General features: G+C 58.1%; 18 protein-coding genes. All 18 read left to right on the forward strand.

Annotated elements, in window-relative coordinates:
• The first annotated feature begins 1 nt into the window (after nucleotide 1).
• The 18 genes from MSL71_RS09805 (at nucleotide 2) to MSL71_RS09890 (ending at nucleotide 21,855) form a co-directional block, all read left to right on the forward strand.
• Entirely contained in the window at nucleotides 2-754 is a 753-nt protein-coding gene (locus MSL71_RS09805) for a CpsD/CapB family tyrosine-protein kinase (RefSeq protein WP_180139603.1), read from the forward strand.
• A 171-nt stretch (nucleotides 755-925) separates the two neighbouring features.
• Nucleotides 926-2,311, forward strand: a complete 1,386-nt coding sequence (locus MSL71_RS09810) for a sugar transferase (RefSeq protein ID WP_180139606.1) — start codon at nucleotides 926-928, stop codon at nucleotides 2,309-2,311.
• Nucleotides 2,312-2,425: 114 nt separating this feature from the next.
• The gene (locus tag MSL71_RS09815; RefSeq protein WP_180139609.1) at nucleotides 2,426-3,013 is read left to right on the forward strand and encodes a polysaccharide biosynthesis/export family protein; all 588 of its coding nucleotides are present in this window, start codon (nucleotides 2,426-2,428) and stop codon (nucleotides 3,011-3,013) included.
• Nucleotides 3,014-3,053: 40 nt separating this feature from the next.
• On the forward strand, nucleotides 3,054-4,301 hold the full coding sequence (locus MSL71_RS09820) for an outer membrane beta-barrel protein (RefSeq protein ID WP_180139612.1): 1,248 nt from the start codon (nucleotides 3,054-3,056) through the stop codon (nucleotides 4,299-4,301).
• Between the two features lie 60 nt (nucleotides 4,302-4,361).
• On the forward strand, nucleotides 4,362-5,639 hold the full coding sequence (tviB, locus tag MSL71_RS09825) for a Vi polysaccharide biosynthesis UDP-N-acetylglucosamine C-6 dehydrogenase TviB (protein WP_281374467.1): 1,278 nt from the start codon (nucleotides 4,362-4,364) through the stop codon (nucleotides 5,637-5,639).
• A 2-nt stretch (nucleotides 5,640-5,641) separates the two neighbouring features.
• On the forward strand, nucleotides 5,642-6,685 hold the full coding sequence (locus tag MSL71_RS09830) for an SDR family oxidoreductase (protein WP_180139615.1): 1,044 nt from the start codon (nucleotides 5,642-5,644) through the stop codon (nucleotides 6,683-6,685).
• Nucleotides 6,682-7,344 (forward strand): exosortase C-terminal domain/associated protein EpsI, encoded by a 663-nt coding sequence (locus tag MSL71_RS09835; RefSeq protein WP_246317762.1) that lies wholly within the window; start codon nucleotides 6,682-6,684, stop codon nucleotides 7,342-7,344. The genes MSL71_RS09830 and MSL71_RS09835 overlap by 4 nt, the downstream gene beginning before the upstream one ends.
• The gene (gene xrtA, locus MSL71_RS09840; protein WP_180139618.1) at nucleotides 7,325-8,173 is read left to right on the forward strand and encodes an exosortase A; all 849 of its coding nucleotides are present in this window, start codon (nucleotides 7,325-7,327) and stop codon (nucleotides 8,171-8,173) included. Before MSL71_RS09835 ends, xrtA begins: the two co-directional genes overlap by 20 nt.
• Before the next feature lie 13 nt (nucleotides 8,174-8,186).
• On the forward strand, nucleotides 8,187-9,125 hold the full coding sequence (locus tag MSL71_RS09845; protein WP_180139620.1) for an XrtA system polysaccharide deacetylase: 939 nt from the start codon (nucleotides 8,187-8,189) through the stop codon (nucleotides 9,123-9,125).
• A 43-nt stretch (nucleotides 9,126-9,168) separates the two neighbouring features.
• Nucleotides 9,169-10,200: a FemAB family XrtA/PEP-CTERM system-associated protein gene (locus tag MSL71_RS09850; RefSeq protein ID WP_180139623.1), complete on the forward strand. Its 1,032-nt coding sequence runs from the start codon at nucleotides 9,169-9,171 to the stop codon at nucleotides 10,198-10,200.
• A gap of 174 nt (nucleotides 10,201-10,374) precedes the next feature.
• Nucleotides 10,375-11,586 (forward strand): TIGR03087 family PEP-CTERM/XrtA system glycosyltransferase, encoded by a 1,212-nt coding sequence (locus tag MSL71_RS09855; RefSeq protein WP_180139626.1) that lies wholly within the window; start codon nucleotides 10,375-10,377, stop codon nucleotides 11,584-11,586.
• Between the two features lie 31 nt (nucleotides 11,587-11,617).
• A complete protein-coding gene (locus MSL71_RS09860) occupies nucleotides 11,618-12,829 on the forward strand; it encodes a TIGR04063 family PEP-CTERM/XrtA system glycosyltransferase (protein WP_180139629.1) in 1,212 nt (403 codons plus the stop codon).
• Nucleotides 12,830-12,862: 33 nt separating this feature from the next.
• Nucleotides 12,863-14,785 (forward strand): asparagine synthase (glutamine-hydrolyzing), encoded by a 1,923-nt coding sequence (gene asnB / locus MSL71_RS09865; RefSeq protein ID WP_180139632.1) that lies wholly within the window; start codon nucleotides 12,863-12,865, stop codon nucleotides 14,783-14,785.
• A gap of 248 nt (nucleotides 14,786-15,033) precedes the next feature.
• A complete protein-coding gene (locus MSL71_RS09870; RefSeq protein ID WP_180139635.1) occupies nucleotides 15,034-16,332 on the forward strand; it encodes an O-antigen ligase family protein in 1,299 nt (432 codons plus the stop codon).
• The gene (locus MSL71_RS09875) at nucleotides 16,329-18,167 is read left to right on the forward strand and encodes an asparagine synthetase B family protein (protein ID WP_180139638.1); all 1,839 of its coding nucleotides are present in this window, start codon (nucleotides 16,329-16,331) and stop codon (nucleotides 18,165-18,167) included. The genes MSL71_RS09870 and MSL71_RS09875 overlap by 4 nt, the downstream gene beginning before the upstream one ends.
• 23 nt (nucleotides 18,168-18,190) lie before the next feature.
• Nucleotides 18,191-19,540 carry a glycosyltransferase family 4 protein gene (locus MSL71_RS09880; RefSeq protein ID WP_180139641.1) on the forward strand — a complete coding sequence of 450 codons (1,350 nt, stop codon included), beginning with the start codon at nucleotides 18,191-18,193 and terminating at the stop codon, nucleotides 19,538-19,540.
• A gap of 3 nt (nucleotides 19,541-19,543) precedes the next feature.
• Nucleotides 19,544-20,674: a glycosyltransferase gene (locus MSL71_RS09885; protein ID WP_180139644.1), complete on the forward strand. Its 1,131-nt coding sequence runs from the start codon at nucleotides 19,544-19,546 to the stop codon at nucleotides 20,672-20,674.
• Nucleotides 20,674-21,855, forward strand: coding sequence for a glycosyltransferase family 4 protein (locus tag MSL71_RS09890; RefSeq protein ID WP_180139647.1), 1,182 nt, complete (start codon nucleotides 20,674-20,676; stop codon nucleotides 21,853-21,855). Before MSL71_RS09885 ends, MSL71_RS09890 begins: the two co-directional genes overlap by 1 nt.
• Nucleotides 21,856-22,104: the final 249 nt, after the last annotated feature.

Below are 22,104 nucleotides of genomic sequence, written 5' to 3' on the forward strand. Positions count from 1 at the left end.
CATGGGCATATTTCGGAAAGCAGTTCCCCGCAAGGGGGCGGGGCAGGGCGGCGGAGGGCCTGGAACGCTGGTGGCACAGTTCGACCCCTGGGGGTTCGGGGCGGAGCAGTTCCGCGCAGTCAAGACCTCCATCATGTTTCCGGCCGACGGCCGCGAGATACGGACGCTCCTTGTGACAAGCGCGGTGCCGGGGGAGGGCAAGACCTTTGTGGCCGCAAACATCGCGGCCTCCATTGCCGGCAGCATGGACAACCATGTGCTCGTGGTGGACAGCGACATGAGGCACCCCTCCATGGCCGCCTATTTTTCCCTCTCCCCGCAGGTTCCGGGGCTGGATTACTACCTGAATCACCGATGCGCCCTGGAAGAGGTGATCTATCATACCGAGATTGACAAACTGTCCGTCCTTCCGGCGGGGGGAGGCGTGCCCAATCCGTCGGAGCTGATCACCTCCTCCACCATGACCCGCATGATTGGTGAGGTCCGGGAGCGTTATGAGGACCGTTACGTGATCATCGATTCTCCGCCCCCCTTGTTTGCGCCGGAAACCATTGCCCTGGCCAAGCACGTGGACGGGATCATTGTGGTGGTGCGAAACGACAAGACGCTGAAAAAATCTGTGGCAGACCTGCTGGAGCGGTTGGACCGCTCCCGGGTGGTGGGCATTGTCCTGAACAGGCACAAGGCTCCCTTTGGCGTGGGGTACGGTTACAGGAATTATCCCTACGGAAAAAGCGGTAGCAGCGACGGGTAAGGCCTTTGCATCGGGAAGTGCAAACTCTTTTCTTATGGTTTTGGCCGGGTCGTGTTCCCATGAACTCTCCCGGCAAGGGGCCTGCGGGTTCCCTCGTGACATCGGAAGTCCCCGATACCATCGGGGCTGTCTTACGAATCAACGGATCATAGATGGTGGATGTGGATTGACATGATTGAAGTGTTCAGAAGGTACTATACCATTCGCAACCTGTTTTTGATTGCCCTTGAAAGCGTGCTCCTTTACCTGTGTATCCTGCTGGCCTCGGCCCTGTTTGTGGAGGGGCAGGGGGCAGGGGACCTTTCGGGTCTCTCCCTCAAGGCGGGACTTGTGGTTTCCACCTGTATTTTCTGCCTTTACTGCAACAACATTTACAGCCTGAAAGACACAAAAGGGTACACAGACCTTGCCTTTAAGCTGTTTCAATCCTTTGGCGCGGCCATGATCCTGCTGGCGCTGTTCTATGCGGCGTTCAGCCAGGCCATCATCGGCACGCGTTTCTTTTTTATCTACATTCCGGTGGTGGTGACCATCCTGTCCATCTGGCGGTTTTTCTATGTTTACCTGCTCAAGTCCGGTGTGCTGAGCCAGAGTATCTACATCATCGGGGACGGCGACCTGGCCATCGATATCTGCCGGGAGACCGAGACCGAGATCGACTGCGGGTATTGTGTAAAGGGAATCATTTCGCCGCGTCCTTTGGAGGGAATCTCCTCGGTGAAGGCCCCCCATATCGATACCTGTCAGGGCCTGGCGGTCCGTGCCAGGGAGAACGGCGTCAAGCGCATCGTGGTGGCCCTGAAAGAGAAGCGGGGCAATTTTCCCATCGACGAGCTCCTGCTGTGCCGGGTCAGCGGCATCGACGTGGTGGAAGGCAACACCTTCTATGAGATGCTCACGGGAAAATTCCTCGTCTCTTCCATCAACCCCACCTGGCTGATTTTTTCCAACGGCTTTAGAAAAAGCAGGGTTCGGAACATGGTCAAGCGCCTGGAAGACCTGGTGGCCTCCGTTTCGCTCCTGCTCTTTTTTTCTCCCCTGATCCTGGTGACGGCCCTTTTTATCAAATGGGATTCCCGGGGCCCGATCCTTTTTTCCCAGGATCGCCTGGGGATTCGCCACAAACCCTACAGGCTCTACAAGTTCAGGTCCATGGTGGAGAACGCCGAGGCCCTGAGCGGACCGGTGTGGGCCAGCCGGGAAGACCCCCGTGTGACCCGGGTGGGCAGATTTATCCGAAAGTGGCGGATCGATGAGCTGCCCCAGCTGTTCAACGTGCTGAAAGGCGACATGAGCCTTGTGGGACCCCGGCCTGAGAGGGCGCACTTCGTGGAGCAGTTGGAAGCCCAGGTGCCTTATTACGCGGAGCGGTTCATCGTTCGTCCCGGGGTCACCGGGTGGGCCCAGGTGCGCTACGAGTACGGGGATTCCGTGGAAGATGCCATGGAAAAACTCAACTACGACCTCTTCTACATCAAGAACATGAGCATTTTCATGGACGTGGTCATTGTGTTCCGCACCATCCGAACGGTCCTTTTTGGGGTGGGCGCCCGCTAGCGGTCAGCCACGGGGCCGTATCGGAAGAGATGTTGTCAGGCGGTTGGTTTGAAGATGATGGTGACGCGACAAAACGGGAAAAAAAGCGGGGCATGTAACCCGAGGGGCGAAGCTATGTCTTGTGGTCGGCTTGTGGCGGTGATGATGATGGTGCTGATGCTGGCGTCATCGGCCGGAAAAACGGTTTTTGCGGCCCCGAAAGGCAAGGACGAGGAGAAAAATTATACCCTGGGCTATGGGGATGTTATTGATGTCCTGGTCTGGAAGGAACCGGATTTTACGGTGGAAAACATCGTGGTCCGTCTGGACGGGAAGATCACCCTGCCCCTGGTCAACGACATCCGGGCCCAGGGCCAGACCCCACGCCAGCTCAAGGCCCACTTGGAGATTGTCCTGCGCAAGTACATCGAGTCTCCTGTGGTGACGGTGCTTCTTAAGGAGGCGCGGAGCCGTCGGTTCTATATCCTGGGAGAGATCGCCCAGACCGGGGAATACGCTTTGACCAAGGAACTCACCGTGCTCCAGGCCTTTGCCCTGGCCGGAGGCTTCACCGAGTGGGCCAGGAAAAAGGAGATCTTCGTGCTCAGGCGAGGGGAGGGAAAGGACACGGTGATTCCCGTCAATTATCTCGACATCATCTCGGGAAAAGACCTCAAGGGCAACCTCGTCATCCAGGCGGACGACACCATTGTGGTCCCGTGAGATGGTGGGCGCCTTACCCGGGGGGGCGGAAAGATTGTCGGTGCTCATCCGTGCTCTCCTGGCTGCCGTGCTCTGGACGGCCGGGGCGTGGCTTCGGCCAGCAGCTTGGGCTGAGGTTCAGGTGGGGGTCACCTCCCAGGTGGAGTACAACGACAACCTCTTTCTTGAACCCTCCGGCGGGAGCTCTGATGTGTTGTTCAGGCTGTTGCCCTGGATGGATGTAGCCCATGGCGGACACCGGCACTCCGCCACCCTTTCCTACCGGCCGAGTTATACCTGGTACCGGAAAAACCCGGAACTCGATCAGGCGGGCCATGAAGCGGAGCTGGAGGTGGCTGCGGACCTTTCCCGGCGTGTGGACCTTCTGTTTAACACCCGGCTGGAGCGCAGCGAAGAGGGAACCTCGGACCAGCAGCCCGTGGAGGGGACCTCACGCCTGCCCGTTACAAACCTCTCGTCAAGCCTTACGGTGCACCGGAAAACAGGGCGGGATGAATTTTTTGATGTGACGTGTACCGGCCGCTCCCTGGACTACGACAGCAGGAGCGTTTCCGAGGACAGCCGTGAGGCCGAAGGGGAGGTCGCCCTTCGGACAATGGCGGGGGACCATCGGGCAGCCATCCTTGAGGGGCGCTATGCCAAAGGGTGGTACGATACGAGCGCATCGTACAGGCAGGGATGGGCCAGCCTGGAGGTAGAGCAGACAGTGAGCGCCATCAAGCGGCTCTTCGGCAAGGTGGATGTCTCCACGTATACCAGCGACGGGCGAACCGACTACCTGACCGTCAACCCCTATGCCGGGCTGGCCGGGGAGTGGCCCCATGGGCGATACGATCTGGGCGCAGGGGTCCTGATCCGGGATGAAGAAGGCGGGGACACCACCTGCGAGTTCTCTTTGGTGGGCACCGCCGAGATAGAGAAAACCTGGCCGCGGGGGAGCCTGACGGCCTCCCTTGAAACCGGCCACGATGAGGATTATATAGACTTTGATACTCCGGGGTTTACCACCTATGCCACCGGCCTTGTCACCGGGAGCTACCTCCCGGCCAGGGGATGGAGCCTGGACGGGCAGTGCGAGGTGCGGGGGGACGATTACCAGGAGAATCGCCCGGCAAAAGAGGACCGACGCGACGTGACCCTCACCCTGACGGTAGGGGGCCAGCGTCAGATCAGGAAATGGGGCGTGGTCCGGCTTGAAGGCAGCCACCGCGTCAGGCGATCGACCCTCAATGACCAGGAGTACGACGAGAACAGCATCATCCTGACTTTGAACGTCTATACACGCTGAGGGCAAGGGACCTTTTCTTGCCTTTCACAATGCCAACAACATAATCGAACTGGGTGAACCGTGATTCCTGAACAAGAGATGAAGATTGCCGTGATTGGCCTGGGGTATGTGGGCCTTCCCCTGGCCGTGGCCTTTGGCAGCCTGTTTGAGACGGTGGGCTACGACATTAACGACGCGCGTGTCCGAGAGCTGCAAGGGGGAGAGGACTCCACCCTGGAGGTTTCCCCGGAGGAGCTGGCCGGCGCCACATGCCTCTCCTATGCGTCGGACCCGGAGGCCCTGAAGTCCTGCAACGTGTATATCGTCACCGTGCCCACCCCCATCGACGGGAACAAGCGCCCGGATCTGACCCCCCTTGAGGCGGCCAGTGAGCTTGCGGGGCGCGTGATCGGCAAAGGCGACGTGGTGGTCTATGAATCCACGGTGTATCCCGGGGCCACGGAAGAGGTGTGCGTGCCCATCATCGAAAAGGTCTCGGGCCTGCGCCTGAACTCCGATTTTTTTGCAGGCTACAGCCCGGAGCGCATCAACCCCGGGGACAAGGAACACCGGGTGACCTCCATCCTCAAGGTCACCTCCGGCTCCACCCCCGAGGCCGCCGAGTTCGTGGACGGCCTCTACGCCAGGGTGATCACCGCAGGGACCCACAAGGCGGGCTCCATCCGCGTGGCAGAAGCGGCCAAGGTCATCGAGAACACCCAGCGGGACCTCAACATCGCCCTCATCAACGAGCTTGCCATCATGTTCAAACGCATGGACATCGACACCGAGGAGGTGCTCAAGGCCGCAGGCACCAAGTGGAATTTCCTCCCTTTCCGCCCCGGCCTGGTGGGGGGGCACTGCATCGGGGTGGATCCCTACTACCTGACCCACAAGGCCCAGGAGATCGGCTACCATCCGGAGATTATCCTTGCGGGCAGGCGCATCAACGACGGCATGGGTGCCTACGTGGTCTCCGAGGTGGTCAAGCAGATGATCAAGCGGCGGATCCAGGTCGAGGGCGCCTCGGTGCTTATCATGGGCCTCACCTTCAAGGAAAACTGCCCGGACCTTCGCAACACCCGGGTGGTGGACATGGTCCAGGAGCTTTCCGAGTACCATGCCGAGGTGTCGGTGTATGATCCGTGGATCGACGCAAAAGAGGCCGAAGAGGAGTACGGGATCACCCCTGTGAAGGAGCCGGTGAAAGGTGGCTACGATGCGGTGATTTTGGCCGTTGCCCACGATGCCTTCCGGGAGATGGGCATCGACGCCATCCGGGCCCTGGGCAAAGGGCAGCACCTTCTCTTTGACATCAAGTATCTGTTTCCGGCAGACCAGGTGGACGCGAGGCTGTGATCATGACGCCCTTTGAACGCCTTGAACAGGAGCTTGCAGGGACGCCGCGGACCTGGCTGGTCACCGGGGTGGCCGGGTTCATCGGATCCAACCTCCTGGAAGCCCTGCTGAAACTGGACCAGCACGTGGTAGGGCTGGACAACTTTTCCACGGGCCATGAAGCAAACCTCCGGGAGGTGCAGTCCCTGGTGACAAAGGCCCAGTGGGCCCGCTTTGAGCTTATCCGGGGAGACATCATTGACCCGGAGACCTGCCTTGCCGCCTGTCGGGGCGTGGATTACGTCCTGCACCAGGCTGCCCTGGGATCGGTGCCCCGCTCCATCGAAGACCCCCTGGCAACCCATGCCAGCAACAACACCGGGTTTCTCAACATGCTGGTGGCGGCCCGGGACAGCCGGGTGAAACGGTTTGTCTACGCAGCCTCCAGCTCCACCTACGGGGACCATCCGGGTCTGCCCAAGGTGGAGGAGACCATCGGCAGGCCCCTGTCGCCCTACGCAGTCACCAAGTATGTCAACGAGCTCTACGCCGATGTCTTTGCCCGAACCTACGGCACGGCTTCGGTGGGGCTTCGCTACTTCAACATCTTCGGCCCCCGCCAGGACCCTGAGGGCGCCTATGCGGCGGTGATTCCCAAATGGATTGCCGCGTGCCTCAACCGGGAGCCCGTCCACATCAACGGTGACGGCGAGACCAGTCGGGATTTCTGCTACGTGAAAAACGCGGTGCAGGCCAACCTTCTGGCCGCCACTGCGGAGCTGGAAGAGAGCGTCAGCCAGGTGGTCAACGTGGCCGTGGGGGACCGCACCTCTTTGAACAGTCTTTTCGGATCCATCCGGGAGAGCCTGTCTGTCCGGGTAAAGGATCTGGTGTTGCCCGAGCCTGTGTATCGGGATTTCCGTGCCGGGGATGTGCGGCACTCCCAGGCAGATATCTCCAAGGCAGAGCGCCTTCTGGGATACCTGCCCACCCATCGCATCGGGCAAGGCCTTGAAGAGGCCATGGACTGGTATGTGGCTGCCTTAAGGCCCGGGAAGGCTCTATGACACAGCCTGCCCGAAGAAGAATTCCCCACGGGCGCCTGTGCCTGGCTGCCCTGCTCATGCTTGGCTCAGCCCTTTTCATAAGGGCCCTGGATGTCACCGAGGCCGTGCCCTTAAAACAGTCCTTTGAGTCCTTTCCCATGGAGATCGGGACGTGGTCCGGCGAGAAGGGGCGCTTTGACGAGGCCGTCTACAGGACCCTGGGCGTGGACGACTCCATCCTGAGCAACTACAGGACCCCCCGGGGCGATCTGGTCCAGCTCTACATCGGGTACTACCACAGCCAGAAAAAGGGGGACCTCATCCATTCTCCCAAGAACTGCATGCCCGGATCGGGCTGGGCCATCATCGAGTCGTCCCTGGAAGAGGTTCCCGGCCCTGATGCGGCCGACCCTTTTCAGGTGATCCGCCTGGTGGTGGAAAACAGCGGGAAGCGCAACGTGGTGCTTTACTGGTTCCAGTCCCGGGGGCGGATCATCTCCTCGGAGTACATGCAGAAAATCTATCTTGTGGTGGACTCCATTTTGAAACGGCGTACCGACGGCTCCTTTGTCCGGCTCATTTCCCCGGTGCGGGACGGGGATGTCGAGGCCAGCACCCAAACACTGAAATCCTTTGCCCAAGACCTGGCGCCACTTCTTCATGCATACCTTCCTTCATAGACTGACACAAACCAATCCCAAGGCGGTGGGCTTCGCTTACGGGGCGCTTTTTGTGGCCTCCTTCGGTTTCTTGTACTTAGGGACCCTCACCGAACTCACCACGGACTGGAGCACCAACCCCAATTTTTCCCACGGGTACCTCGTGCCCTTGATCTCCGGGTTTCTTGTCTGGCGGGACAAAGAGCGGCTCAGGGCCCTTCCCGTCACCCCCTGGAACCTGGGGCTGGCCGTGTTGGGGGGCGGGTTGCTGCTCTTCTGGGTGGGAACCATAGGTGCCGAGCTCTTTGTGATGCGATGTTCCATGCTCATTACCCTGGCCGGGGTGATCCTCTTTTGCCTGGGCAGGCAGTGGGCAAGGGCCCTGGCCGTACCCCTGTGCTACCTGATGTTCATGATTCCCCTGCCGACCATTATCTGGAACAAGATCGCCTTTCCCCTTCAGCTCATGGCAGCTTCCGGAGCGGCTCAGGCACTTTCCCTGCTGGGTGTGCCCGTGTTTCGGGAAGGCAACGTCCTTCAGCTGGCCACCACCACTTTAGAGGTTGTGGACGCCTGCTCCGGGCTCCGGTCCCTCATGAGCCTTTTGGCCCTGGGCGCTGCCTTTGCTTTTCTTTCCTCCCTGTCTCCCTGGAAAAAATGGGTGTTGTTTTTGTCCTCGGTTCCCATTGCCGTGCTGGTGAATGTGGTCAGGCTGACGACAACCGGGCTGCTGGCCGTGTACGTCAGCCCGGAGACGGCCAAAGGGACGATGCATGATCTTTCAGGTCTGGTGGCCTTTGGGGGAGCGCTTTTTTTTCTCTATTTTGTAAATCAATGTTTAGACAGGTGAATGGATCCGTATCATGGACTGTCCGGTTGCTGTAACCCATTTTACCTCCGACCGGAGGCCCTCGCGGCCTCGGGCGTTCCTCTTCACCGTGGATGTTGAAGACTGGTTTCAGGTGGAGAACTTCAAGCCGTGGATTCCCTTTGAGTCGTGGCCGCACCGGGAATTGCGCGTGGAGAGAAACATCCACCGGCTCCTCGATCTTCTGGACGGGGGAGAAGAAAGGCGGGAGGCCACTTTTTTTGTGCTGGGTTGGCTTGCCGAGCGCTATCCCCACCTGGTTCGGGAGATTCACACCCGCGGCCATGAGATCGCCTCCCACGGGTTCAATCATCACCTGCCCGCCATGCAGACCCAAAAGGCCTTGCGGGAAGATTTGGTTCGGAGCCGAAAGCTTCTGGAGGACACCATCGGAGAGGCGGTGCAGGGGTATCGGGCTCCGAGTTTTGCCGTGAACAAAGAGGTGCTGTCCCTTATTCAGGAGTGCGGGTACCGCTACGACTCCAGTTACAACTCCTTTGACCGGCACGGCCGGTACGGCAGACTGGATGTCTCGGGCTATCCCCGAAGGGGCATTGCCATTGAGCTTGACGACTCGTTTTATGAGATGCCTGTCAGCAACCTGACGGCAGCAGGCCAGGTTATCCCCTGGGGGGGCGGGGGGTACTTCAGGATGATCCCGGCGCCGGTTTATGTGGCGGGGATGCGCCGCCAGATGGACCGGGACGGGGCTTTTGTCTTTTACACCCACCCCTGGGAGCTGGATCCCGGTCAGCCCAGGGTGAAGGGGGCATCGGCCCAGTATGCCTTCAGGCACTATGTCAACCTTGGGGCAACGGCCCGAAAGCTGATCCATTGTTTTAGCGGGCTGAAAGGGAGCCGGTTCACAGGATGCCGTAGCTATCTGAACGAGGTGACCGGCGAAGGACGCGCTGACGTGCAACGGTGCGCGTGATGGCAGGGGGTGATGTTTGCAGACGGGAAAGGGGAGAACACGCATGGTAACGGTGAGGGTTTTTCAACCCGGGGATGAAGAGCGGTGGGACCGGTATGTCAACGCCCACGCCGACGGCACCTTTTTTCATCTGGTGTCGTGGAAACACGTGGTAGAAACCACCTTCGGGCATCGGTCCTGGTACCTGATAGCCGAAGACGAAGAGGCCAGGATCGTGGGCGTTTTGCCCCTGTTTGAGATTAAGAGCCTTTTGTTCGGGCACTTTGTGGTTTCCACACCCTTTGCCGAAACCGGGGGGCCCATTGCCGACTCGGAGGAGGTGACGGCAAAACTCCTGGATGAATCAGCCAGGATTGCCAAAAAGACAAGGTGTCACTACGTGGAGTTTCGAAACCGCCACGGCATGCCGGACCTGCCCACCAAGGATCTCTATTACAATTTTAAAAAAGAGATCTCTTCCAGCGACGATGACAACCTGAAGGCCATCCCCAGAAAATCACGGGCCATGGTGCGCAAGGGCATCAAGATGGGGCTCACCTCGGAGTTCGGGGATCATCTCCTCGACGAGTTTTACGATATCCTCTCCAAGAACTACCACAGGCTGGGCACCCCGGTGTTCCAGAAGCGGTTCTTCGCCAATTTTCTCTCCTGCTGCGGGGAAAATGCCCGCATCATGGTGGTGCGGACCCCCGAGGGCAGGGTGGCCTCTGCGGTGCTCACCTTTTACTACAAAAACAATGTGATCCCCTACTATGCGGGCTCGGACTTCCGGCTCAGGCACCTGGCCCCCAACGATTTTATGTACTGGGAGCTCATGCGGGACGCCAGCTGGAAAGGGTGCCACTGCTTTGACTTCGGCCGCAGTAAAAAGGGGACAGGTTCGTTTTATTTCAAAAAGAACTGGGGCTTTGAGCCGGAACCCCTGGCGTACCAGTACCACCTCCTGGATGTGGGCGAGATGCCCGACCTGAGCCCGGCCAACCCCAAGTACCAGAGGCGCATCGAGATGTGGCGGCGCATGCCTCTTCAGGCAACCCGGGTGGCCGGGCCCATGCTGTCCAAGTATCTTGTCTGAGAGCCCAATGACTTCTATGGGTAACATCGGCCCAAAAAGCAATGTCTCCGGCGGCAGTGCGGTTAGATCCACAAGGGCAATATGCTTTCGAGGTGGCTCACCTCGCCGCCGGAGGCACGCTTTTTTAACCATAGAAGGTCATATTATCCTTTCTTTTTTGACCAGGTGGAGCCCATGAGCCGCGTCCTGTACCTTGCCCACAGAATTCCCTACCCCCCCAACAAGGGGGATAAAATCAGGTCCTACAACACCATCCGGCACCTTGCTTTAAACCACGAGGTGGACTTGATCTGCCTTGCCGACGACCGGCGGGACCTCAAGCACCGGAAAGAACTTTCCGCTTTGTGCCGGAAGGTGGCGGTGCTTCCCCTGAACACTCTCAAAGCCAAGGTCAACGGGGTGTGCAGTTTTTTGAAGGGGGCGACCATTTCCGAGCGCTACTTTTATCGCCGCAGGTTTCAGCGGATTTTCAACGCCTGGACCCGGGAGACGCCCTACGATGCGGTGATCTGTTTCTCTTCCCCCATGGCCCAGTACCTGCTGGAGGATGATTTTATCGCCACAAAGGGCGGCTCCATGCGCTTGATCATGGATTTTTGCGATGTGGATTCGGACAAGTGGGTCCAGTATGCGGGAAAGACAAAATTTCCACTGAATGCATTGTATAAAAACGAAGGGCTGCGCCTGCTGCGTTATGAGCAAAAGATACACCGGATGTTTGATCGCTCCATTTTTGTCTCAGATCACGAGGCGTCTTTGTTTAAGGAGTTGTCAAAGGATGAGGAGCGGATATTCGTCGTCCCCAACGGGGTGGACAGCGACTATTTTTCTGAGCATGAACGCGACGTTTCAGAACCTAACGGAAAACCCACGCTGATGTTTGCCGGGGCCATGGATTACTATGCCAATGTCGACGGGGTCCGGTGGTTTTGCCACGATATCCTGCCGGAGGTTCGACGGGGACACCCGGACATCGTGTTCAATATCGTCGGCAGCAATCCCCTTCCAACCGTCACAGAGCTTTCAGCCATGGACGATGTCCATGTGACAGGCTTTGTCAAAGACATTCGCCCCTATTACCAGGAAGCCGATGTCTGCGTCATTCCCCTTCGCATCGCAAGGGGGGTTCAAAACAAGGTCCTGGAAGCCATGGCCATGGGAAAGACCGTGGTGACGACACCTGCGGCGATTCAGGGGATCCAGGTGACACACGGGAAGCACGTTCTGGTGGCCGACAGCCCCAAAGGGTTTTCAGAGACTATTTTGTCCCTTATGGATGACCCCGAGCGAAGGGTCGCGTTAGGACAGGCCGCAAGGGCCTGTGTCCAGCGTGACTATTCGTGGAACCGGAATGTGTCCAAACTGATGGATATCGCCCTTCATTAAAAACTTTCTGGCCAACGAGTAAAGGCATCACATGAAAATTCTCCATATTCTCGACCACAGCCTGCCCCTGCACAGCGGGTATACCTTTCGAAGCCAGAGTATTTTTGAAGCCCAGAGAAACATGGGCTATGAGCCTGTGGTGTTGACGACTCCCAAGCAGGAGGAAAACTGGAAAGGTGATTCCACGGGCAAGGACGTTATCAACGGATTTCATTATTACAGATCGGGCAAGGTGGAAGGCAGGGCGTGGCCGGTGCTGTATGAAGCAAAGCACATGGTGAAAACCTACCGCAGGATCATGGAGATTCTAAAGCGTGAGGAGATCGGGTTGATTCACGCCCACTCCCCGTCTTTGAACGGTATTCCCGCATTGATCGCCGGGAAAAAGACCAAGACGCCTGTTGTGTATGAAATTCGGGCCTTTTGGGAAGACGCGGCCGTGGATCACGGGGCTTACAAAGAGGGCGCCTTCAAATACAGGCTGACAAAGTACATCGAAACAAAGGTGTGCAAAAAAGCGGGCCATGTCGCCATATTGTGCAATGGACTGAAAAAGGATCTTGAGGAAAGGGGCATTGCCGGTGACAAAATCACGCCGGTGTTCAACGGGGTAAACCCCGATGATTTTGCTCCATGCAAACCCGACGAGGAATACGGGAAAAAATGGGGTGTGGAGGGGAAAAAAGTCATCGGTTTTATCGGCTCGTTCTATCGCTACGAAGGGCTGGATCTGCTGGTGAAGGCCTTCGGCAAACTGAGCCGGCACGATGACGGGTGCGTGCTCCTCCTCGTGGGGGGCGGGGAGATGGAGGCTGAGCTGCGCGCCCTGGCCAGGCAGATGGGGATTGAGGATCGGGTTATTATGCCGGGGCGGGTGCCCCACGAGCGGGTCGCGGGGGTCTATGCCATGGTCGATGTGCTTGTCTACCCGCGATACCCCATGCGCTTGACGGAGCTGGTGACCCCCCTTAAGCCCCTTGAGGCCATGGCCATGGGAAAGGCCCTCATTGCAAGCGATGTGGGGGGGCACCGTGAGCTCATCAGCGATGGGGAAACAGGGGTGATGTTTCCCGCAGGAGACCTGGACGGCCTGGTGGCTGCACTGGGCAGGGTACTCTCGGACGAACACCTGGCGGCAACCTTGCAGCACCAGGGAAAGACGTGGGTCTCCCGAGCCCATACCTGGGCGAAAACCACTTCTGTGTACCGCGATATTTATGACGCCCAGGTTCACGTTGGGTAGTGTCCTTTTTTATGGGCTTGGAGAGATAGTGCAATGTGCGGAATAGCTGGCATCATCAACACGAATCATGCGCCGGTATCGCCCGATATCCTGAAAAAAATGGCCGATGTTCTGAAACATCGCGGGCCGGATGATGAAGGCTTTTTCATGAACCGCCCCGAGGCTGAACCTCGCCCAAAGTGGAAGCACGTTACGGGGCAGGGGCATGTGGGCCTGGCCCACAGGCGGCTCAGCATCATTGCCTTGGACAGCGGGCATCAGCCCATTCCCAATGAAGACCGGTCTGTGTGGGTGACGTACAACGGGGAAATATACAACTATGCGTCCATCAAAGCCGAGTTGACGGGAAAAGGGCACCGCTTTGCCACAGACTCGGATACCGAGGTGATTGTCCATGCCTATGAAGAGTGGGGGGATGCGTGCGTACAAAAATTCAGGGGGATGTTTGCCTTTGTCCTGTGGGACCAGCGCAGGGACAGGATCTTTGCAGCCCGGGACAGGGTGGGGATCAAGCCCTTATACTACTTTTTTGAGGCTAACCGGTTTGTCTTTGGCTCAGAGATCAAGGCGATTTTAGAGCACCCCGATGTGCCCAGAAAGGTGCGTTCGGAATCGGTATCCGATTACTTTCACCTGATGTATGTCCCGGGTCCGGAGAGCATTTTTGACGGCATACACAAGCTCTTGCCCGGGCATACCCTGAGCATTGAAAATGGGGCCATGCGTATTGAAGAGTATTGGGATATCTCTTTTGCGCGGACCCTTGATTTCACGGAGGATGAGTGGTGCCGCAGGGTTCTTCATAAACTTGAAGAAGCCATTGACTTACGCATGCTCAGCGACGTCCCTTTGGGGGCGTTTTTAAGTGGCGGGGTGGACTCCGGTGCTGTTGTTGCCCTCATGGCAGGCTTAAGCGATGCACCGGTCAAAACAGCCTCCATCGGGTTTGCAGACGAGACCTTCAACGAGCTTCCCTATGCCCGAAGGGTCGCCGAGCAATACAACACACACCACCATGAAAAGACCGTGGATGCCGACTCCCTGGGAATCCTGGATAAGCTCGTGTGGCATTTTGACGAGCCCTTTGCCGATTCGTCGGCCATTCCAACCTACTATGTGTCCCGGATCGCCAGGGAAAAAGTGACCGTTTCACTTTCCGGGGACGGAGGGGATGAAAATTTTGCAGGCTACAGGCGCCACCTCTTTGATTTTGCTGAAAATCGCCTGCGGGGCGTGTTTCCCGAATGGTTCAGGAAAACCGTTATTTCGGGGTTGGCGGATATTTACCCCAAGGCGGATCGACTGCCCCGGTTTTTACGGGCCAAAACCTTGTTGACCAATCTGTCCAGGGAGCCCGTGCAAGGGTATTACAACTCCATGGCGTGGTTCCAGGGTGCACCTGACCTGTTCACCCCTGAGATGAAAAAAGAACTCAACGGGTATTCGCCCGTATGTCACTATGAAAGGTATTTCAGGAAAAGCGATGCCTCATGCCCCCTCTCACGGGTTCAATACACGGACATGAAGACCTATCTGGTGGACGACATCCTCACCAAGGTGGACCGCGCAAGCATGGCAAATTCACTGGAGGTCAGGGTCCCGGTTCTGGACCATGAGTTCATGGAGCTGGTGGCCGCCATGCCCTCCAACCTGAAGCTGAAAAAGCGGGAAGGCAAATACATCTTTAAGAAATCCCTGGCCGGGCACCTGCCCCACGACTGCATGTACCGGGAGAAAAAAGGGTTCTCCATTCCCCTGTCCTCCTGGGTGAAAAACGATTTGAAGTCCGTCTTTGAAGATACCGTCCTGAGCAAGAACAGTTTTTGCGGCGACTACCTCAACGAAAAGGCCGTTAAAAGGCTTTGGGGCCAGCACCAAAAAGGGCAACGGGACTTTGCCTTCGAGATCTGGGCGATTCTTGTCTTTGAGCTCTGGGGACGGCGATGGCTTTGGTGATGGCGTCCTCTCTGGTCAAAATAAGTTCAAAAAACGTGCCTCCGGCGGCAAGGGGCTGAGCCCCTTGACCCCAGGTTCGCGAATGCTCTCGGCCTTCGTTCCTCAGGCCGATCACATTCGCTGACGGGTTTCGTCCGTTGTCATGTTGTAACATCGCTTTGTGGCCCTGTGATCACCCATGTTGACCATAGAAGGCACGGTGTTCTGTCAGGTCACATGTGCCGAAAAAAGAGAAATCAACCACCCACATGGTCTATCCCATCTTTTATCTTCTTGTTGTGGCCGTCGGGTGGGTGGCCGGTCTGTGCCGTGGGCCTTTTTGGGCGGTGTTGACCTATGTCTTTGTCTACTTCAATATCCCTTCCCACCAGTGGTGGGCCGCCAGCGTGCCGAGCCTTCGGTGGAGTTTTCTCTCGGCGGGCATAGTCCTGGTGAGCTGCGTGATTCATAAGGATCAGCTCAAGGATGGCATGAACGCTCCCTTGAAGGCGCTCATTTTTCTTCTCGTCCTCATGATCTGCATCATTCCCCTGGCCTACAATGCCGATCGATCCCTGGTGAGGATCTACGATTTTTTTCGGTATGTCCTCTTCTTTTACCTGGTGTGCAGGATTATCAAAACCTTTGCCCAGTATCGCTGGTTTGTTCTTGCCATTTTGTTCCACTGTTTTTTTCTCTCCCTTCTGGCAAGGCATTATTTCAGCGGAATGCGCCTGGACGGCGTGGGCCTGCCGGACGCCGCGGACGCCAACATGCTGGCAGCCCTTGTGGTGCTGGTGCTGCCTTTTCTCGTGGTGTTTCTTTTTTTCGGCAGCAGGTTTGAAAAGGTGGCCGCACTTCTGTTTACCCCCTTCATTCTCAATATGTTTGCCATGACACGGAGCCGGGGCGGGTTCATGGGCCTGCTGGTGGCAGCCGGGGTCTTTGCCTGGGGCGCTCGCAGGGACGTGGACATCAAAAAAATGGTCCTGGGGTTTGTGGCGGCCGCAGTGGTGGTGCTGGGGATCATGGACAAAGGGTATGTGACGCGGGTGACCCGTCTGTTTGGCGGGGAAGAGAACATCGAGGACCAAAGCGCCGGGCGCACCGATATCTGGAAGTACGGGCTGCGCATGATCAAGGACTACCCCCTGGGGTGCGGGGGCGGGGGGTTCTCTTTGTTGAGCACCTCTTATCTCCCGGATCATTTGATTGAAAAAAGGGTGGGGAGGCGCGCCTCGCACAACACCTATGTCCTTGTGGTGACCGAGCAGGGGGTACTGGGGCTGGGCATTTATCTGGTGTTTATCCTGCTTCTCTTCAAAGGGACTCGACGGGCTCGCAGCAGCCTTCACGGGATCGCGGGCATGGACAAGGGCCTTCGGAATCACATGCTGGCTCATACCTACGCCTTGGAGACGGGCCTTGCCGGTTTTTTTACGGCGTCGATTTTCATCGATCGCCTCTACTTTGAATGCATCTATCTGATTGCGGCGCTTGTGCCTGTGTTGTCCGCCGTAGCGGAAGCCGCCCAAGGCCCTGAGGTCACGGAAGGAGTTCAGCCATGATGGCGGAAAACGTGAATCCCATAGATCCCGCCCTGGTCAATGGCTTTGTGGGGGTGGTGGGCAGCCCGTCTTCGGATCGCGATGTCTGTGGCAGGCGCTTGGCAACGGCCTACGGGCAGTTTAAGAACAACCCGAATGTTCAGGTGAAACGCGGGAAACTCTGTGAGATCTCCTTTTTCATGCGTCGCCCTGTTTCGGAACCATCCGGTAACGGGAGGACGTGGACCCAGGTGGCGGGGGTGTTCTCCGGAAGCCCCTCTCCAGGTGACAGCGGTCCTGAAGAAGTTACCGGGTCCCTCCAGGGGCAGTTTTTCGGTGTGGCAGTGGACGAGGAGCGCTACAAGGTCACCCTTTTTTCCGATCACGCCGGGATTTTCAAGGTCTACTATGCTCACCGGGACGGTCTCTTTTTCTTTTCGACCTCGTCACTGGCCCTGGCCGCGGTGCTGGGGACCCCTTCACCTGACCTTCTGGGGTGTACCGAGTTTCTCTCCATGGGGTACATGCAGGGCGACAGGACCTTTTACAAAGGGATCCATGTCTTTCCCCCGGCCTCTGCCTGGGTGTTTGACGGGAAAAACCAGGCAGCGCCCCGTAAACTGAGGTACTGGCAACCTTTCTCGGGGTATGGGGCGGACCAGCCCCCCCTTACGACCCAGGACGGCGTGGAAAAAGCCCTCATGTCCCTGGACAGACACGCAAAGGCGCTGGCCGCCACTTACGATCGTCCTGTGTGTGATCTGACGGCCGGGTTTGACTCCCGGGGGGTTGTCTCCACCCTGCTCAAGGCGGGACTCCCTTTTACCACGGTCTGCAATGGGTTTGCGGGGAGCGACGATGTCAGGGTTTCAAGCGCCATTGCCAGACGATTGGGGTGGCATCATGAGGTGAATGAGCTGGGGCACATCGTGGGTGGGCTGACCATGGCCGATATCAGCAGGGCCCTTCGCCTTACCGACGGGGAGATCCCGGTATCGGACTACGTGATCCCCATGGCTGTGCATCAACACCACGGCGATAGATTTAATTTGGCGTTCAACGGCAGCGGAGGGGAGCTGTTCCGGGGGCGTTGGTGGGAAGGGGAATTCTTCCTTAAGGGAGGGCAACGGCTCGTTAACAAGGGGCGACTGGTGAAACGCCTCATGGTTCCCGGCCACGACTGGGCGCTCCTGGCCCCTGAGTTGAAACCCCAGTTTTTTAAGGCGACGGAGCGGGCCATCCAAGCGTTATCAACGGAGAATACCGCCCGTGCAAACACCGCAAAAATTGACCTGATGTATTTAAACAGCCGCATGGGGCGCTGGCATGGCAGGTACTATTCCTCGACCTTTCAGCTCATTCCGTGCAGCACCCTGTTTTTGACCGGTGAGCTGCTGGAACTCATGTTTCGTCTGCCATGGTACACCAAATACAAAAATTACATGTACAGGCATTTGCTCCAGGCGTCCCATCCTGCCCTGGCCCGGGAGCCCATGGGCGACAACCTGCCTGCGACTCCGGTCTCCTTTGCCCATGGCAGGGCCCACCTTGGATGCTGGCTGCGGGGCGCAGCAGGGAAGGTCCGGACCAGGCTCGCCGGAGGGCAGTATCTACAGGGTGCCCAGGGGATGGATATACACGGACGTGTTCTGGCAATGATCCATGATGCCGAGCCGTTGACGGACGTTTTTTTATCACAGGGGCTTAAGACAGGGGCGCTCTACGACAAGGGCGCCATGGGCGAGGTGGTCCGGCAGTCCTGTGCTTCGGGCTTTGGTCTTGCGTCAGCCCAGTTGATGCGGATGGTCACCCTTGAGCGCGCCTTTGAAGAGGCGTGCTCTGTGACGTGTGAGTGAATCGGATTTATCGGGGAGTTGTCATGACCAGAAAACGCGTGCTGTGCATCAGCTACCAGTTCCCTCCCTTTGCCGGGACGGGGGTTTTTCGTGTGCTGAATTTCGTGGAGCACCTCCCGGACCGGGGGTGGGACCCGGTGGTGCTCTCGGTGCTCCCCGGTCATTACGAAAGGGGCACAGCCCTTGATGACGGCCTCTGCGCCAGGGTGAACGGGTCGGCGCGAGTTCACAGGACAAAGTGTTTCCAGGGGATTGACGCCATGCTCAGCCTCAGGGGAACGTTCAGGGGCAATGCCACCCCGGCAAGTGCGGGGCAGGGAGAGACGGCAGGAACCGCACCGGCCGGAAAGGGGTTTTGGCAGGGGGTAAAGGACGCCGTCACCCTGGCATACCGCATTCCGGACAAGCAGGTGGGCTGGCTTCCCTATGCCCTGGCTGAGGGGGTCCGTATATGCCGCCATGAAAAACCCGAGCTGATCTATGCGTCGGGGGGGCCCTGGACCTCGTTTCTCATCGGGCTGGCTTTAAAGGCTCATTTTCACCTGCCGTTGGTCATCGATTTCAGGGACCCATGGATGAACAATCCTTATGACGAGCTGAACGTGGGGTTTCGCAGGCGGGTGAACCGTTTTCTGGAGAGATGGTGCCTTCGCCGGGCCGATGCGGTCATTGCCAATACGGAGCCGCTGCGAACCCTGTTGGCCGACACGGCGGGCTCTGGGAACAAGTGCCATACCATCACCAACGGATACAACGAGACGGAGTACGTCGGGCTGAAGGCCAGGGCCTCCGGCACGGTCCCCCTGGTGGTGACCCATGTGGGTAACCTTTACGGAAAACGCACTCCCGACAGTTTTCTTCAGGCCCTTACTCGATTGATCGACACCGGGCGTCTCGGCGTCCATGAGGTGGCGGTTCGTTTCATCGGCCATGTGGACGAGGCCCGCATCAACAATCTCATCGGCTCCCACCCGGTGAGCGCCATGGTTACCTGTGTAGGGGTGGTCCCTAAGAATCAAGCCCTTAAGATGTTGTTCCAATCGGACATCGCCCTTCTTATCCAGCCGGATACCCGCCTGCAGATACCCGCCAAGCTTTTTGAATATATCCGGTCCCAAAAGCCTATTCTTGCGGTGTGCGGGGAAGGGGCCACCCAGGAACTCATTGAAGCCCATGGCCTGGGGGTGGTGGCGGATGCCGACGACCCAGAGGGTATGGAAGGGGCCATTCTGGATGTGTTTCGGCAGGCACGGTCTGCGGAGGGCCACGTGAAGAAGGATTACATGGCATTTGAAGCCGGGGCTTTGACGACGCAGCTGGCAGGCGTTTTTGACGGGGTTTTCCAGTCATCTCCACAGATGAAAAACGGGTGATGCATGTGGTTTGAATCACGAAAAAAAGCTGAAGACAGGGTGCTGCACGTGGTGCTCTCTCTGGGGATCGGCGGGGCCGAGCGCATTGTCTCTTCCCTGATCGAAGGGGGAGATGCCGCCGGGATCTCCCATGGGGTGTGCTGCCTGGATGAGAAGGGGCGGCTGGCAGAGGCCCTTGAAGACGCAGGCCATGAGGTTCATCTGGTGAGGAGGAAACCGGGTATTGACCTGGCCCTGCCTTTCAAGATGGCAAGGCTGGCGGTGCGCTGTGGGTATACCACCCTTCACGCCCACGGGGAGACCCCGTGGTTTTATACGGTGCTTGCGGTGATTCTGACCCAGGGCCTGAGGTTCCGATGTCTGACCACCATCCATGGTTACAGCGGGGGGGACAACGCCGAGTTGGCCCATCCCCGTCTCTGGCGCCTGCTGATGGTTTTTACCCGTCGTGTCATCGTTGTTTCAGGTGCCCTTGAGCGCGAGATGAAGGCGGTCTATCCGGTGCTGGGGAAAAAGGTCGAGACCATTCGAAACGGGATTTCGCCGAACGAGAAGGTGCCAGCCCAGTCGCGGGACGCCTGGGGGCTGCGTGGAAAAACCGTGGCAGGTGTGGTCTCTCGTTTGTCCCCCGTGAAGAACCACCTGCTGCTGCTAAAAGCGGCGGAACGGCTCATCGGGTTGGGGCGGGAAGACCTTGCGGTGATGATCGTCGGGGACGGACCCGAGCGGGAGTCCCTCGAAGCCTATGCTCAAAGACCAGGGCTTAAAGGGCACGTGATCTTTACCGGTGAGCGTCTCGATGCTCTGGGATTTTACCCCCTTTTTGACATGTTTGTGCTGCCCTCCCTGTCCGAGGGCATCTCGGTGGCCCTGCTGGAAGCATCGGCTTTGGGGGTGCCCCTCATCGCCTCCGGGGTCGGGGGCAATACCGAGATTGTCTCGCACATGGGCACTGGCCTGGTCTTTGAGTCGGAGAACCTGGATGACCTTGCACGCCAGATAGAGCTGCTGCTCGACACACCGTCCCTTGCCGGGCGGCTCGCGGCCGGAGCCCGGGCCTGGGTTCGGGAGACCTTTTCGGTGCGCGCCATGGTGGACAGGTACAACCGCCTTTATCTGGAGATGGCCGGCTGATGAAGATTCTGGTTTTCTCGACCCTGTTTCCCAACAACACGGCCCCTGCCCACGGGGTGTTCATCAAAAACAGGATGAAGGCGGTTTCGGAGATGGATGGCCATGAGGTCCGTGTGGTGGCCCCTGTCCCCTATTTTCCGCCGATCAAACGATTCAAGGCGTGGTATCGCTTCTCCCAGGTGGCCGCCCGCGAGAGGGTGGATGGCCTGACGGTTTATCACCCCAGGTACCTTGTGACCCCCAAGGTGGGGATGACGGCCTACGGGGTGTGTCTTTTCCTTGGGGCTCTGAAAACCGTCAAGGCCTTGGAAAAGAGCTTTTCCTTTGACGTCATCGACGCCCACTACATGTACCCGGATGCCTTTGCGGCTGTCCTTTTGGGTAAGGCCCTGAACAAGCCGGTGACGGTCTCTGCCCGGGGCAGCGATATCCATCAGTTTTCAAACCTTGCCATGATCCGGCCCCTGCTTCGCTACACCCTGACACAGGCCGATGCCGTCATTTCGGTGTGTGATTCCCTCAAGGAGATGATGGTGGCGCTGGGTACCCCTTCGCACAAAGTGAGCGTTATCCCCAACGGCATTGACGGCACCTCCTTTTATCCCGCGGATCGGGCTGAGGCGCGGCAGCGTCTGGGAATCCCCCTTGATGCCAGGGTGGTCCTCTCCGTGGGGGCCCTGATCCGGCTTAAGGGACATCACCTCCTGGTGGAGGCCTTTGGTCGGATCGTGGCAGAAGAGACGGAGCATACCTGTTTGTATATTGTGGGCGACGGGGTGGAGCGAGGCGTCCTTCATCGCCAGGTTCAGGCACTGGGCCTGGGCAGTCGAGTCGTTTTCTGCGGGCAGGTTCCCCACGGAGTCCTTGTGGACTATTACAACGCCGCCGATCTTTTTTTCCTGGGAAGCGAGCGGGAAGGATGGCCCAATGTCATCTCCGAGTCCCTGGCCTGCGGAATCCCGGTGGTGGCCACCCGGGTCAACGGTATTCCCGAGATTGTCCGGTCTGATGATTTAGGGGGGCTGGTGGCGCGGGATGTGCCCTCCTTTGTGGCGGGAATTCGTCGGGCCCTGGACACCCATTGGGACCGCAGTGCCATCGGTGCCTATGGGCAGTCCCGGTCCTGGGCCATGGTGGCAGAAAACGTTGTTTCTGTTTTAAAGAGGGTGTCTATGCGTTAATATAACAAATAATCAATCCCTTACATATCGTGTGATGCCTTTTACGGCTGGTCCTGGCCCCTTTGCGAATGCCCTGCAAAGTTCATGTCCTATGGGGAATCCATAGTATCACGGTCGATGTTTTTCGCATGGCGAGAAACGTTGGAACGGTAGTCGGTCTGTTCTTTCCACTTCGTTTGACCATGATAGGTGAACATGATGAAAGAAACCTTGCAGGGTATCCTGAAGAGGCGTGTATGGTGTGTTGTT

It is taken from the genome of Desulfoluna butyratoxydans (genome assembly GCF_900699765.1).
Taxonomy (GTDB): domain Bacteria; phylum Desulfobacterota; class Desulfobacteria; order Desulfobacterales; family Desulfolunaceae; genus Desulfoluna; species Desulfoluna butyratoxydans.